This window comes from Candidatus Villigracilis vicinus (genome assembly GCF_016702885.1).
Taxonomy (GTDB): Bacteria; Chloroflexota; Anaerolineae; order Anaerolineales; family Villigracilaceae; genus Villigracilis; species Villigracilis vicinus.
Genome location: NZ_JADJDD010000025.1, coordinates 398370 through 410788, shown reverse-complemented (window position 1 = coordinate 410788; position 12419 = coordinate 398370). Strand labels below are relative to the sequence as shown.

At 44.6% G+C, this 12419-nt stretch carries 12 protein-coding genes and 1 tRNA gene; 9 read left to right on the top strand and 4 right to left on the bottom strand.

Translation table 11 applies throughout. From position 1 onward, the window contains the following. Window positions 1-192: 192 nt before the first annotated feature. A complete protein-coding gene (locus IPG80_RS17885; RefSeq protein WP_345109761.1) occupies window positions 193-726 on the bottom strand; it encodes an SHOCT domain-containing protein in 534 nt (177 codons plus the stop codon). A 692-nt stretch (window positions 727-1418) separates the two neighbouring features. After that, window positions 1419-1491: transfer RNA gene (locus IPG80_RS17880), tRNA-Thr, on the bottom strand. A gap of 92 nt (window positions 1492-1583) precedes the next feature. On the opposite strand from IPG80_RS17880, the gene IPG80_RS17875 reads away from it, so the two are divergent. Next, on the top strand, window positions 1584-2840 hold the full coding sequence (locus IPG80_RS17875; protein WP_345109757.1) for a glycosyltransferase: 1257 nt from the start codon (window positions 1584-1586) through the stop codon (window positions 2838-2840). A gap of 48 nt (window positions 2841-2888) precedes the next feature. Here IPG80_RS17875 and IPG80_RS17870 read toward each other — a convergent pair whose 3' ends face one another. Beyond that, the gene (locus IPG80_RS17870) at window positions 2889-3644 is read right to left on the bottom strand and encodes an NYN domain-containing protein (RefSeq protein WP_345109754.1); all 756 of its coding nucleotides are present in this window, start codon (window positions 3642-3644) and stop codon (window positions 2889-2891) included. A gap of 140 nt (window positions 3645-3784) precedes the next feature. Here IPG80_RS17870 and IPG80_RS17865 point away from each other — a divergent pair, with 140 nt between their 5' ends. From IPG80_RS17865 to IPG80_RS17850, 4 genes are read left to right on the top strand one after another with little or no spacing between them, the layout of a single operon-like run. After that, window positions 3785-5134, top strand: coding sequence for a hypothetical protein (locus IPG80_RS17865; protein ID WP_345109751.1), 1350 nt, complete (start codon window positions 3785-3787; stop codon window positions 5132-5134). A gap of 5 nt (window positions 5135-5139) precedes the next feature. Beyond that, a complete protein-coding gene (locus tag IPG80_RS17860) occupies window positions 5140-5850 on the top strand; it encodes a hypothetical protein (protein ID WP_345109748.1) in 711 nt (236 codons plus the stop codon). A gap of 11 nt (window positions 5851-5861) precedes the next feature. Then, window positions 5862-6977, top strand: a complete 1116-nt coding sequence (locus tag IPG80_RS17855) for a hypothetical protein (protein WP_345109747.1) — start codon at window positions 5862-5864, stop codon at window positions 6975-6977. A gap of 28 nt (window positions 6978-7005) precedes the next feature. Beyond that, entirely contained in the window at window positions 7006-8346 is a 1341-nt protein-coding gene (locus tag IPG80_RS17850; protein ID WP_345109745.1) for a hypothetical protein, read from the top strand. A gap of 6 nt (window positions 8347-8352) precedes the next feature. Here IPG80_RS17850 and IPG80_RS17845 read toward each other — a convergent pair whose 3' ends face one another. Next, window positions 8353-9009 (bottom strand): hypothetical protein, encoded by a 657-nt coding sequence (locus IPG80_RS17845; RefSeq protein WP_345109743.1) that lies wholly within the window; start codon window positions 9007-9009, stop codon window positions 8353-8355. Window positions 9010-9243: 234 nt separating this feature from the next. Here IPG80_RS17845 and IPG80_RS17840 point away from each other — a divergent pair, with 234 nt between their 5' ends. The 4 genes from IPG80_RS17840 to IPG80_RS17825 all read left to right on the top strand — a co-directional run bounded on the left by IPG80_RS17840 (window position 9244) and on the right by IPG80_RS17825 (window position 12416). Then, window positions 9244-10107 (top strand): diguanylate cyclase, encoded by an 864-nt coding sequence (locus tag IPG80_RS17840; protein WP_345109740.1) that lies wholly within the window; start codon window positions 9244-9246, stop codon window positions 10105-10107. A gap of 28 nt (window positions 10108-10135) precedes the next feature. After that, on the top strand, window positions 10136-10801 hold the full coding sequence (locus tag IPG80_RS17835) for a sugar transferase (protein ID WP_345109737.1): 666 nt from the start codon (window positions 10136-10138) through the stop codon (window positions 10799-10801). 64 nt (window positions 10802-10865) lie between these two features. Beyond that, on the top strand, window positions 10866-12050 hold the full coding sequence (locus IPG80_RS17830) for a glycosyltransferase family 2 protein (RefSeq protein WP_345109734.1): 1185 nt from the start codon (window positions 10866-10868) through the stop codon (window positions 12048-12050). Window positions 12051-12074: 24 nt separating this feature from the next. Further along, on the top strand, window positions 12075-12416 hold the full coding sequence (locus IPG80_RS17825; protein WP_345109732.1) for a hypothetical protein: 342 nt from the start codon (window positions 12075-12077) through the stop codon (window positions 12414-12416). The last annotated feature ends 3 nt before the right edge of the window (window positions 12417-12419 follow it).

The following is a 12419-nucleotide window of genomic DNA, read 5'->3' as shown; positions in this document are numbered from 1 at the left end:
TTTGAAATTCAACGCAGCACCGGTTGAATTTGTGAAAGTTCTGTAATTTAACAAAAAAACCCTTGAAAGCCACCGCGCTTTAGGGTTTGGGACGTTTTTTGCCCAAATCACGCCTATTTTAGGGTGATATGCGCCTATGTAAATGAAAAGCTGACGTACAAAATATTGTAGTACGTCAGCTCCGGGATCTTTTTATAGTTCTGAGAGAATATCAGCTTTTTTTCTTTCGTAATCTTGCTGTGAGATAAGCCCTTTGTCGAGCATCTGTTTGAGGTCAGCTAATTTGTTAGATGGGTCTTGATTTATTTTTTGTAAGGTCTTTCCATTCTTGATCATCACCGAAAGAATGCTAGGGAGAGAGTTTTTATCTCCTGTGTAAAATTTCCGAGTTACAAAATGGGCAACAAATACTAGTGCAAAAACGACTAGTGGCGTGATTATGCCTAATCCTAAAATAACAAACCACCGGATTACAGGAATACTCAAAAGCTTTGCAATCAGGAGGGCAAGACCGCTAATGATTGGAGCAATAATCAGTGGAAGTACGAAAACTACAAAAATATCAAACATAATTTTTTCGGGATCTCTAAAAACAATTCCTTCAACTACGTCGAAAACCATTATGATTGCCCAAAGAAATAATGGCACCGAAGTGACTACAAGGAAAAGTAGTAGATTGTAATTTTTCCTGATATTCGATACTGTGCTTGGTGTTGCTTGTTCCATAGTTTTTCTCCTTTGATATTGTTGTGTATAAATATTTGATGGCATTAGTTATTCTGATTTAGCTACTCAATAGCAAGTTTCACTTGCAACAAGGGTGCAGAAAAAAACTAACTGAGCGGGGAAAAGCTGAGGAGTAGGAAACTGCTAGAAGTGTGCCGAATTCCCCGAAATCGCATGAAAACAATGTTAGGTGCACGAAAAGCTTGGGCTTATGGAAACAGGAGGCACTAGAAGAGGCTGACACTTACAGGCAGGACAGAAAAGCTATTTCCCAATCTAGTCGACATTATGACATAAGAGCAGGTAAGGCGCAATTAACAAAAAAGAAAAGTTGAAACCCAGACTGCCAATTACCAAAACATATATCACGCCTTTCGGGTGGTATGCAGTGTTAGTTGCACACTGCGTACTTTGTTTGGCAGCGTAAAGTACCCCATTCCATTCTGAACAACCATCTCGGAATCTTTACTGTGAAATATGGAAGATAACTTGATAAAGGGTGAGAGGATGTTTCATTCGTGTGGCTTCTGGTTGAATAAAAAGTCTTTCGATTTGATGAAAAATCGTTCTTTTTATTCCATCAGCCATGCTAATCGTCTGGTTTCTTGGTCCCCTGAACTTTTCGATTTTGCGTACCAACCACCAGACGATTAGGGTTTTTAACCAGTCATTTGGTTGTTGGTGATGTTTTGAGCCACCGGTGGGATACGAACCCACGACCTGACGATTACGAATCGTCTGCTCTGCCAGCTGAGCTACGGTGGCGTTTTTCAAGCGGCGGGATTATAAAGGAATACCAACATTCACGCAAGTTTTTCCATTTTCACGTTGTCTGTAAGTCTGGAGATTTTTCATTGATGCGAATTGCTATGCTTTCCTACCATACCTGCCCCTTGGCTACGTTAGGCGGCAAGGATACGGGCGGAATGAACGTTTATGTCCGCGATTTGACGCGGGAATTGGGGCGGCAAGGCATCCATGTGGATGTTTTCACGCGTTCTCAGGATGAACATGTGCCGCATGTTATTCACGAGCTGGGATTTGGCAATCGGGTGGTTCACATCCCGGCAGGACCAGAAGAACCTCGTAGCAAAAGCGACATTGCCAAATATATCCCTGAGTTTGTTGAAGGGGTGCAAAAGTTTGCGGAAGAGAAGGGCATCACCTACGATGTGATCCACAGTCATTATTGGATGTCAGGGCTGGCAGCAGAAAAGCTAAGCGCCGCCTGGCACGGTATCCCTGTTGTTCACATGTTCCACACCTTGGGCGAGATGAAAAATCGGGTGGCAAGGTCAGAGGATGAAAAAGCAGGGGCAGACCGGCTGCATGGGGAGAGGCAGGTCCTCCGTAAGGCGAACCGGATCATCGTCGCCACGTTGGCTGAGTTGACCCAATTGAGATTTCTCTACCGCGCCGATGCCGCCAAAATGACGGTCATTCCACCTGGAGTGGATACAGGGCACTTTTATCCCATTCCGCCAGATGAGGCAAAGCAATTCATTGGATTACAGCCTGAAAACCGCATGATCCTTTTTGTTGGGCGCATCGAACCGCTAAAGGGGGTAGATACGCTGATCAAAGCCATGTCTTGCTTGGATATGAATTTAACAAGCAGAGATCGTCCAGTCCATCTGGCAATCATTGGTGGCGAACCCGATGTTGACCAAGCCGAAATGACCGAAGAGATGGCGCGCCTGCAATCCATGTGTGATGACCTTTGCATGGGCGGCATGGTCCTATTTTTGGGCAAGCGTGCGCAGGATACCCTTCCTTATTATTATTCCGCCGCCGAATTATTGGTGATGCCTTCATTGTATGAATCTTTTGGCATGGTGGCATTGGAAGCCATGGCGAGCGGCATTCCGGTCATCGCTTCGGAAGTTGGCGGGCTAGGTTATCTCGTTCAAGATGGCGTAACCGGTTACACCGTACCAGATAGCGACCCTGGCGTTCTGTGTGAAAGGCTATCTTCTCTTTTGGGAAATAACGAGCTGCGCACCTCGATGGGCGAGAAGGCTGCTGAATACGCAAAAGATTATGCCTGGGAGAAGATCGCGACTTCGATTATTAAAGTGTATGAAGAAGTGTCTCGCGAGCCGCGGATACAGTAAGAATAAAAAAACGCCTCAGGATGGACCTGAAGCGTTTTTGAACCATTTTTATTCCCTTAGTTTGACATGAAAGAGCGTTGATCCGTCTATATCCTGCAGGCGAATCTCGAAGCGGTCTTTGTATTTACTGATTAATTTGGATAGTTGTTTATGACCGTACGTGCGCGGGTCGAAGGCAGGGTCAAGTTGATATAGCGCATTGCCCATACTGGATAATGCCGCCCAACCATCCTGTTGCACTGCCATTTCAAATGCCTGTGTCAACATAGGGACGGGGTCAAGTTCCTGGTCTTCTTTTTTCTTTGCCCCACCCTTGACCGGTTTTTGCGTAGGTGCGGTTTTCTTGGTCGTGACCAAATTCTCAGTATATACAAACACATCGCAGGCATTTACGAACGGTTTAGGTGTCTTCTTTTCACCAATACCCATAACGAAGATGCCTGTTTCACGGATGCGCGTTGCCAGTCTGGTATAGTCGCTGTCACTAGAAACAAGGCAGAAACCGTCTACAACACCGGTGTGCAAAATATCCATGGCGTCAATGATCATGGCACTATCTGTTGCATTTTTACCGATGGTATAGCGGAATTGCTGGATGGGTTGGAAGGCATGGAAATTAAGCGTATCCTTCCATGAATTCATACTACTGGTTGTCCAATCGCCATAGATGCGGCGGACGGTCACTTGCCCATGTCTGCCGGCTTCCACCAGCATTTGGGCGAGCAGCCCCGCTTGTGCGTTATCGCCGTCGATCAACATGGCGATCTTGCTGCGTGCAAGGGTTTTCAATTGGTTTTCTGGCATAAAGCGATTATACCTGTTTGTTTTTATAGAATGCGCTCACTTTGCTCCTCGAGAAGGTAAGTTCAACTGAATTCCGTAACCGAAAACTGCGCATAGTGAGACTATGATAAAATTTAATATCCTAAATACACAGAGGCCGCATGAAGGAAAGATTTTTCACGCTAGTCAACTTAAAATCGGAAGAAATACGGCTGGCTTTTTCTCTTTGGGTGTTGATCGCGATCAACACCTTTGTTTTAGAACTGGCGGATGTTGTGGCGACGGCGGGTTTTGTGAGTAATCTCGGGGTGGATCGAATTCCCTGGTTATGGATCGTCACCACATTGATCACCATATTGGCGGCAGGTTTTTATCTTGTTTTTATTGACCGTTATCCCAGGCTGCAATTGGTCATTTGGTTGCTGATCGGGCTTGCCATACTTTACCTGTTACTGGAATTTCTTTTTGCTTTTAATGCCCCTCATTGGTTTACATACCCAGTTCTTTATCTTTTAGCGGATCAACAATTTATGATCCTGCCGCTGGCTTTTTGGGCATTGGCAAGTGATGTGTTTGCGGTCACAGAGTCGAAGCGCGTGTTTCCCTTTATCGCCTCTGGCGCAGTTATCGGCGGCTTGTTGGGCAATGGTGCGGCGGCTTTGGTTACGTATCTGGCTGAGAAATACACCTTTGGATTAACACAGATATTCATTGCCATAGCTGTGGTTTTGATCGCCAGTGCGGTTTATCTGCGGGTTATGTTTATAAACGTAAACATACGAACACGCCAGACTCGTGAGGAAAATGCGAGCTTGGGCGAAACGATAAAGATCGGCATGGATTATTTTTTGAACATTCCTTTGTTCAAAGCGGTTGGGATGTTGATGTTCCTGGCTGGTCTGATCTTAACCTTGCTGGAATTTAACTTTCTTTCGGTGATTAATAATTCAGTTCATAGCGACCTTGAATTTCAAAGATTTCTGGGATATTACAAGGCAGTGCAAACCTCTGGGCTGCTCGCGTTTCAATGGTTGATCACAAGCCGATGGCTATCGAAGATCGAGTTAAAAAACTCTTTCTCTGTGTTTCCTATATCCCTGGCAGTGGCTAGCAGCTTGGCGTTGTCTCTTCCGGCCTTATTTGGAGCGGCAACTGCTCGTTTTATTGCGCGAACAGTTTACTCAGCCTGGGATGACCCCGCTCGCAAAGCCTTGCAAGGACTGGTACCTGATGAAAAGCGCGGTCGTATATCCGCTTTTATGGATAGTTATTTCATTACAACTGCCACCATTGTAGGCTGTTTGATCCTTGTACTTCTTTTTGGGCTTGTTTCAGCCGGTTTGATATCCCGGGAGGCAGCTGTTGTGGTTTACCTTGGGATTGCCATTGTCGCCTCGCTTATTGCTGTATTGGTTTTTGTCTGGCTTCGAAGAGAGTACGATACCAGTATGTTGAATTACCGGTTGTCACGGTCAAAGCGCAAAAGCGTGCTTGATGGGATTGAGTTTTAACCCGCATGCTTGTCTTCCCTGAAGTTGGCCTCGTGATCCACGATCTGGTTGATGGAAACTCCCGTTACATTGATGACTATCTGAAAATATACGAGAACTTGTTTCCACAATATATCCGCTATCTGCCGCTGATGCGCCAGCGGGCTGAAAAAAAAGCAGACCGTTCCGTCAATGAAAGATGGCATCAATGGTTGTTGGTGATGAATGATAACCCCGTCGGCATCATCGGCTTTTTATACAATCAAAAAAGGAACGTGGGGCTTCTTATGGATTTTGCCATCTACCCTGAAGCCCGGAAGGTGCATGCAGGGGAGAATGTTCTTTTTTCTGAATTTGTACTTAAGCACTCCATGCAACAACTGCTTGAAGATGCCAATGAAAATCGTTTTACTGCCCCAGTCTGCCTGGCGGCGGAAGTTGAACATCCGGCACTGCTAAAGAAATATGAAGAATATGGATATGTAAAGTTCCCAGTTGAGTATTTTGAGCCGCCCTCTACCCCTGAGTTGGAAAAAGTTGGTGATAAAATTCGGGAACTTGGCAAAATGGATTTTGGGCGAATGTATATTGGCGCCTTTCAGATACCGGGTCACCCATTTGACCCGAAAGACTCAAAAATAATCAAAACCATTCTTCTAGCGTTCTTAGAGGATCACTACCAATTGCCTTTCGATCATTGGCTTGTACAAAAGGTAATCCATGAAATTCCCGTTTAGGAGAGATATCCATGACTGAGAAAATTGAAACCATGTCGATCGGAAAGGTCAAGGGAAGATTTATCAGCCTTCAGACCAAGCTGATCTTGGGATTTACCCTGATCTTTACCATCGTTTTCGCCTCTACATATTACTGGTTTTATGATTTTGCTCAAAAAGAGGCTATGAATCAAATCAAAGAAGGTTTGTACGATACCATCATCGGTGCTACTCAAACGGGCATTCTGGATGCAGGCGATACAGTTCAGATCATTAATGGCGATGACCTGGAGGGTTTGGTAAATGAAGGACAGGTGCGCGCGGATGGGTTGACGGATGATGCACGCTATTGGAGCCAGGTGGAAGTTTTGTGCGAAATTCGGCGCGTTGAACCCCGTGCAAGTCCTTATACCTATATTGCCGGTGAAACGCCCGGTGAGATCATCTTTATTGCCAGTTGGGGCGCTTGTTTACCAAACCCCGATTGGGACCAGTTTGTGAAGTTTCGCATCCCTTACACGACGAACACCGGACCCAACCTTGCCGGGCTGGAGCAGGTGGTTTTTCAAACAGATAACGGTTGGTGTACGTATGACGATTTGAATTGCGTACCTGAAATCTACGGTGATAAGTTCGGGTCGTGGGTTTCTGCGTATGCACCCATTAAGAATTCAAAAGGTGAAACGGTTGGCGCTCTAGGCATAGATTTCACCTCCACGTATGTTAACCAGGTGCGTGAGCAGATCCTGAAGAGTATCTATATCGCCTTTTCGATTACATACATAATTCTTGTTGTTCTGGTCTATTTTGTGTCGCAATTCCTCACCCGCCCTATGGTTGGGCTGACGCGTGCCGCCGAGCAGATCGGTGAGGGTAATTATGAAGTCGGGTTGAAATATCTGAGCGAATTGGGGCTTTCCGATAAATATCCAGACGAGATCGAGACCATGCAGGGCGTGTTCAAAGGCATGGTAGATAAAGTCTATAAACGCGAAGAAGTTCTTCGCCAACAACTGCGAGATTTAAAGATCGAGATTGATCAATCCAAGCGTCAGAAACAGGTTAGTGAGATCGTAGATTCGGAATTCTTTCAGGACCTGCGCACCAAAGCTCAAAAGATGCGCGATCAGCAAAAATCCAGAGAATAATTACTGGGTAGATGTCTTAATGCCGTCCATGCATTCGATTCCGACAATCATCGTAAGTAACTTCGCGGAAGCACACATTGACTTTCTGGGACGTTGCGCAGACCCGAAAGAGCGCGAAGAACTGATTCTTAGCGAAGCCTATCATGCGGATCGGACTTTGTTATGGGCAGGCGACCCTAAGCTGGTTTTTGTCAGCTATCCAATTGCGCATGCAAACCTGATCAAAGAACGTCTCAATTTTCAGGGAAGTGAACACGCCTTCCCTGAAAACCCCACATTTTATCTGTGCAAAGATATTCTGCGTGAACCCTCCTTAATAGAAAAGATCGTAAACTTTGCGGGGAGAGACCGCGTTGTTAATATGATCCCGTATGCGGCCACCCTCGAGTTTTACGAACTGGTGGCTTTTCTTCGTTCCCAACATAATCTTGATGTTAAAACACCCGAAACTCCCGAACCCAAAGATTTTTGGTTAAGGGATTATATCGACACCAAAAATGGCTTCCGTTCCCTCGCATCCATGTGGTTGAACAATGCGGAGGAACTCTTAACGCTTGGCTTCTCCTGCTACAACATGGATCAGGCGATTCGGGTGGTGGATTGGTTTAGTAAAAAAGGGGAAGCCTGCGTTGTAAAAGCGGACACTGGTGAGAGCGGCATTGGTACGGTTGTCATTGAAGCATATACAGACTCGGAAAGACCAAAGGTTTTTGAACGTCTGAAGCAAGACCCGTATTTTGCAAATGAACCAATTGTTGTGGAACGATTTGTTCCATCTCGCGATCAGGTTTCACCGTCGCTCGAAGTGAGAGTGCCCCGCCTGGGGCAGGGCAAACCAGAGATCACCTATCTTTCGGGACAGCTGTTTTTGAATTTCGGTGATTTTTGCGGGATACAAGTGGATAAGAGTCTTTATCAGGCATCCTGGTATCCTCAACTTGCGGCCAGTGGTTTACTCTTCGCGGAACGATTGCAAGAGATGGGGTATGTAGGACACTTCGATATGGATTGCGTCGTTCAAAACGACGGGCATTTATACCTTCTTGAGATCAATGCCCGTCGTACTGGCGGGACACACGTCCATGAATTTGCCAGGCATTTTTATGGTGATGATTACATCGACAAGGCTTCGTTCATTAGTTACGAAGCAATGGATTCTGGAGACATTACAGATGCCCAGGAACTTTTGGATATCCTGAATGAATATCTTCTTCCGATCAATGGGGATAATCGATACGGGTTGGTAGTGACAATAACCCGTGCGCTTCATAACCATCGTTTTGGCTGTATCGCTGTTGCCCCAACCTCCGACCTCGCCTTGAAATTACAACAGGATGTTCAAGCACATATCCGTAGACACAAGGCTTGATGTTAGTTATGGGGCAGGCTTGACGACGCCGAGATCTGCAGGAGTGCCGCCAAAAAGATTGATATCCCGGCAAGATTGTTTGTCTAAGCGTAACAAAGTGAGATCGTTTGTGGTTGCATCCACCTGGATCACGGTGTCTTTTTGATAGGTTGTATCTACAGTAAGTTTGAAAGTGATCTGAGTTTGAACAGGGAGGCTATTGACGCAGACCTTTTTATCAGGATGAGATCGTCCTTCATCCACTGCTCGAAGCAGAGAGCATAAATTCGGAAGGTCTCCAGTTCCTGTATTTTTAACGGTGACATATGCATTTGTCACTTCGCCCATACCATTTAGAATATCAATGCCTGTATCGCAGCCAAGGATTTCCACCGAAACAGATTGAATTGTCGGCTGTGTCTCGGTTGGGAGTAGCTGGTCAGTTACGGCTGAAGTTGGAGGCGCGACTTCCGTCATTGTTACTGGGATGGATGTATTATTCCCTTGGGAGGGTATCAAAGTTGAGTTTTGAGTGGGCGGTTGAATGATAAGCGGCGTTGCAGACACAATAACAGGAGTGCTGGATGAGATTGCAGTTTGTATGGGGAGCGGGCGCGGTGCGCCGCCCAGAATGTCGCATGATGAAATAAGAATTGCAATGAAAAGTGTGGATATTTTTTTCATGTATTAAATCCTCTTGAATTGTGGCTGGGTTTTGTAGAATACTGAGCCGGACGAGCGACCCTTATGGGCTATATTGTGCCACTAATTCTTTAGGTTTGTAAAAATTGGCGATATAATAGAAATATGACAAGTTTGGCATCTTTTTGTTGTAAGGCATTTTGGATTAAAACATGCTGAACGCCAGATTATGAACGTTATTCTCTATTATTTCTTAATACAACCCGGATTTGATACATGTCTTCCCTAAAACAGTCCATTTTTTTAGTTTCGGTTTATTTGGCGGCAATTTTCCTTTTGGCGCAATTTGATTATTCAGATTCGCCAATTATTGACTTTGCCAAATATTTTTATTTTGCCGTAATGGTGGCAGTCCCATTAACTGTCTTTTTTCCGTACACGACCAGGGTAAACGTTTCAGTCCCGGTTATTTTGTGGGGGTGTGTTTATTTTGTAATGCTGCAAATGTTGGACCGCACTGTGTCAGCCCCAAATAGCACCTTCACCATCATACTTCTTGAGTTTGTCTTGTTGTTGATCGGGGTCTGGCTTGCTTATCAATTGGCAAATGGGATCAGTCACGCCGAATCCATTCTTGACGCCATGGCAATAAGCGCTTTTCCCAATAGGGTTAGAAATATCAATGAAGCCTCAAAACAAATCAAACTCGAGATCACCCGTAGCCGTCGTTACTATCGACCGTTATGTTTGGTGGTTCTAAGCACTGAAGTGCCAAATTCTGAATTTTCAGATAAATTATTTTTGAATATTCAACATGACCTGGCGAATAGATTTTCTTTTGCACGTATAGGTCAGGTGATTGATGAATACGTTCGGCAGACAGACATGGTTTTTCGTGATGAACGCGACCGTTTCATTGTATTGTGCCCTGAAACGAACCACGAGAGTTCTGTACTGCTTGCTGAGAGGATTAGCGAAGTTGTACTGAAAAAGACAGGTGTAAGTACGATGCTTGGTGTTGCTGCGTTTCCAGATGATGCTTTGAATTTCGACGATTTGATGGATGTTGCCCTGAGCCGATTGGTGAGCCCCAAGATCGTTGTGAAAAAACAGGATTCTGTCGAAACACAAATTTCCTAAAATTTATATATTTTTTTGGAGTCAGCAAATGCCAGTGAAGGATATTCAATGGGTAAGGACATTTGACCCCAATAAGCGATGGTTTGTTGGGGCGGAATACATTCGAGTAAAGCGGATGATGGATCTGTTTTTGGTGGTTATTTCTTCACCTTTTTGGCTTGCGGTAATAGGGGTGGCGGCACTCGCAATTTGGATAGAATCTCCCGGGGCACCGGTATTCTTTACCCAAAAACGAACAGGCAGGGGCGGAAAGCTTTATGCGATGTACAAATTTCGTTCGATGGTTCCAAATGCCGAAGAATTAAAGATCAAATATGCACATCTAAATGAGTTGCAATGGCCTGAGTTTAAGATCAAGAATGACCCCCGAGTTACTAAGGTAGGGCGTGTATTAAGAAGAACCAGCATCGATGAGCTGCCGCAACTATTTAATGTTCTGAAGGGCGAAATGAGTCTGGTCGGCCCACGACCGGCGGATTATGGACCTGAAACTTTTAAGTTGTGGCAGACAGAGCGTTTGGACGTTTTACCGGGGTTGACCGGGCTATGGCAAGTAACTGCGCGGGGTGCTGTGGATGTGGATGAGCGCTCTAGACTTGACATAATATATGTTGACCGGGCTAGTATCTGGTTTGATATTGTGATTTTGTTCAAGACGGTTTCTGCTGTTATAAAACCTCCCGGTACTGTATAGCCTTTTCGTTTGGCTGGCATTTATATATATCCATCAAATTTTTAAAAAGCAAAAGCAGGGTTCTATGTTACTGACTATGTTTGCGTTATTGTTTTGGGGGGCAGTTTTTTTTATTATTTATACATACTTTGGGTATCCTCTAATTATTTGGCTTTTGGCTTCGCTCAAACGATCACGTGTTGATTATCCAGATTATTTTCCAACTGTAACCTTGTTGATCGCAGCTTATAATGAAGAGAATGATATTGCCCGGAAGATCGAGAACTCACTTGCTCTTGATTATCCGACAGGGAAATTGCAAATCCTTATCGCTGCTGACGGCTCATCGGATCGAACTCCGGATATTGTTAGGCAGTATGAGGCGCGTGGTGTTGAGTTGAGTTTTGTTCCGGAGCGGGGCGGAAAAATGGCGGCAATCACCAGGGCGATAACTTTTTCGGCCCGGGGAGATATCATAATTATTTCTGATGCTAATAATGATTATGATAGTCAGGCCGTAAAACATTTAGTTTTCCCTTTTGCTGATCCGACCGTCGGTGTAACAACGGGTGCAAAGACGATCCTAGAGGATGGCAGGCATCTGAGTTCCTCCGAAGGGCTTTATTGGCGTTATGAATCGCAGATCAAATCGAATGAAACAAAATTAGGTACTTGTGTTATAGCTGTTGGTGAAATTATTGCATTCCGTCGGGCGCAATTTTCTCCTCCTCAACAAAAGATAATCAATGATGACCATTATCTGGTCATGGACTTTATCCATAAAGGATATAAGATCATCTACACACCAGCCGCTCGTTCTTATGAGCATGTCTCAAAGACTGCGCTTGATGAAGTTGTTCGGCGTACTCGTATGAATGCCGGGTTATTTCAGACAATTTTCATGTCAGGAAAATTCCTTCCTTTTAATAGACCTTTTGTCGTTTGGCAGATTATTTCCCACAAATTTTTCAGAGCATTTGTTCCATTTGCCATGATTTTGGCGCTAGTGTCGAATATGTTATGCGTTTTATTATCTCCTTATTCTTCAACAAGATTAATGCCTGCTACTTTAAGTACTGCAGCCCTGATTGGACAAGTCCTTTTTTATTTTGCTGCCCTTTTGGGTAATGTTTTTAAGGTTGGCGGTCTGCTTGGTAAGCTGTTATATTTACCAACCTTTCTTGTAAATTCCAATCTGGCAACTGCCAAAGGATTTTACAGTTTTTTAACGAACAGGCAGCAACATATTTGGCAGCGAGTTCAAAGGTAAAAGATTCTGGTTTTAGGTGTATAAGTGAAAAGCGAAAATCTCTATTCTCCCAAAGCATTAATTGTTGATATTTCAGATAATTTTGGTGGTGCGAATGCACGGGTATTAGCATTGATGAAATCCCTTCCGACAGACAGGATCGGACTTGCTACCATCAAGAAAAGCAGAATCGCTTCGGAGTTGGAAAAATTGGGATATGATGTGTTTCGGTTGGCTGAACATAAGTTCGACCCACGTATACCGATTCGAATGAGTCGCGTGATCCGTGATTATGGTTTTGAAGTAGTCGATACACAGAATCCGCAATCCAAATTATGGGGAAGCATTGCTGCCTTTTTGGGTGGGCACACCTTGTGTCTACTTTAAATA

Bases quoted from the DNA above. Each gene is read 5' to 3' on its own strand.
- IPG80_RS17835 (WP_345109737.1), top strand. From the start codon at position 10,136: ATGCCAGTGAAGGATATTCAATGGGTAAGGACATTTGACCCCAATAAG.
- IPG80_RS17870 (WP_345109754.1), bottom strand. From the start codon at position 3,644: ATGCCAGAAAACCAATTGAAAACCCTTGCACGCAGCAAGATCGCCATG.
- IPG80_RS17830 (WP_345109734.1), top strand. From the start codon at position 10,866: ATGTTACTGACTATGTTTGCGTTATTGTTTTGGGGGGCAGTTTTTTTT.
- IPG80_RS17860 (WP_345109748.1), top strand. From the start codon at position 5,140: ATGCTTGTCTTCCCTGAAGTTGGCCTCGTGATCCACGATCTGGTTGAT.
- IPG80_RS17875 (WP_345109757.1), top strand. From the start codon at position 1,584: ATGCGAATTGCTATGCTTTCCTACCATACCTGCCCCTTGGCTACGTTA.
- IPG80_RS17840 (WP_345109740.1), top strand. From the start codon at position 9,244: ATGTCTTCCCTAAAACAGTCCATTTTTTTAGTTTCGGTTTATTTGGCG.
- IPG80_RS17865 (WP_345109751.1), top strand. From the start codon at position 3,785: ATGAAGGAAAGATTTTTCACGCTAGTCAACTTAAAATCGGAAGAAATA.
- IPG80_RS17885 (WP_345109761.1), bottom strand. From the start codon at position 726: ATGGAACAAGCAACACCAAGCACAGTATCGAATATCAGGAAAAATTAC.
- IPG80_RS17855 (WP_345109747.1), top strand. From the start codon at position 5,862: ATGACTGAGAAAATTGAAACCATGTCGATCGGAAAGGTCAAGGGAAGA.
- IPG80_RS17845 (WP_345109743.1), bottom strand. From the start codon at position 9,009: ATGAAAAAAATATCCACACTTTTCATTGCAATTCTTATTTCATCATGC.
- IPG80_RS17850 (WP_345109745.1), top strand. From the start codon at position 7,006: ATGCATTCGATTCCGACAATCATCGTAAGTAACTTCGCGGAAGCACAC.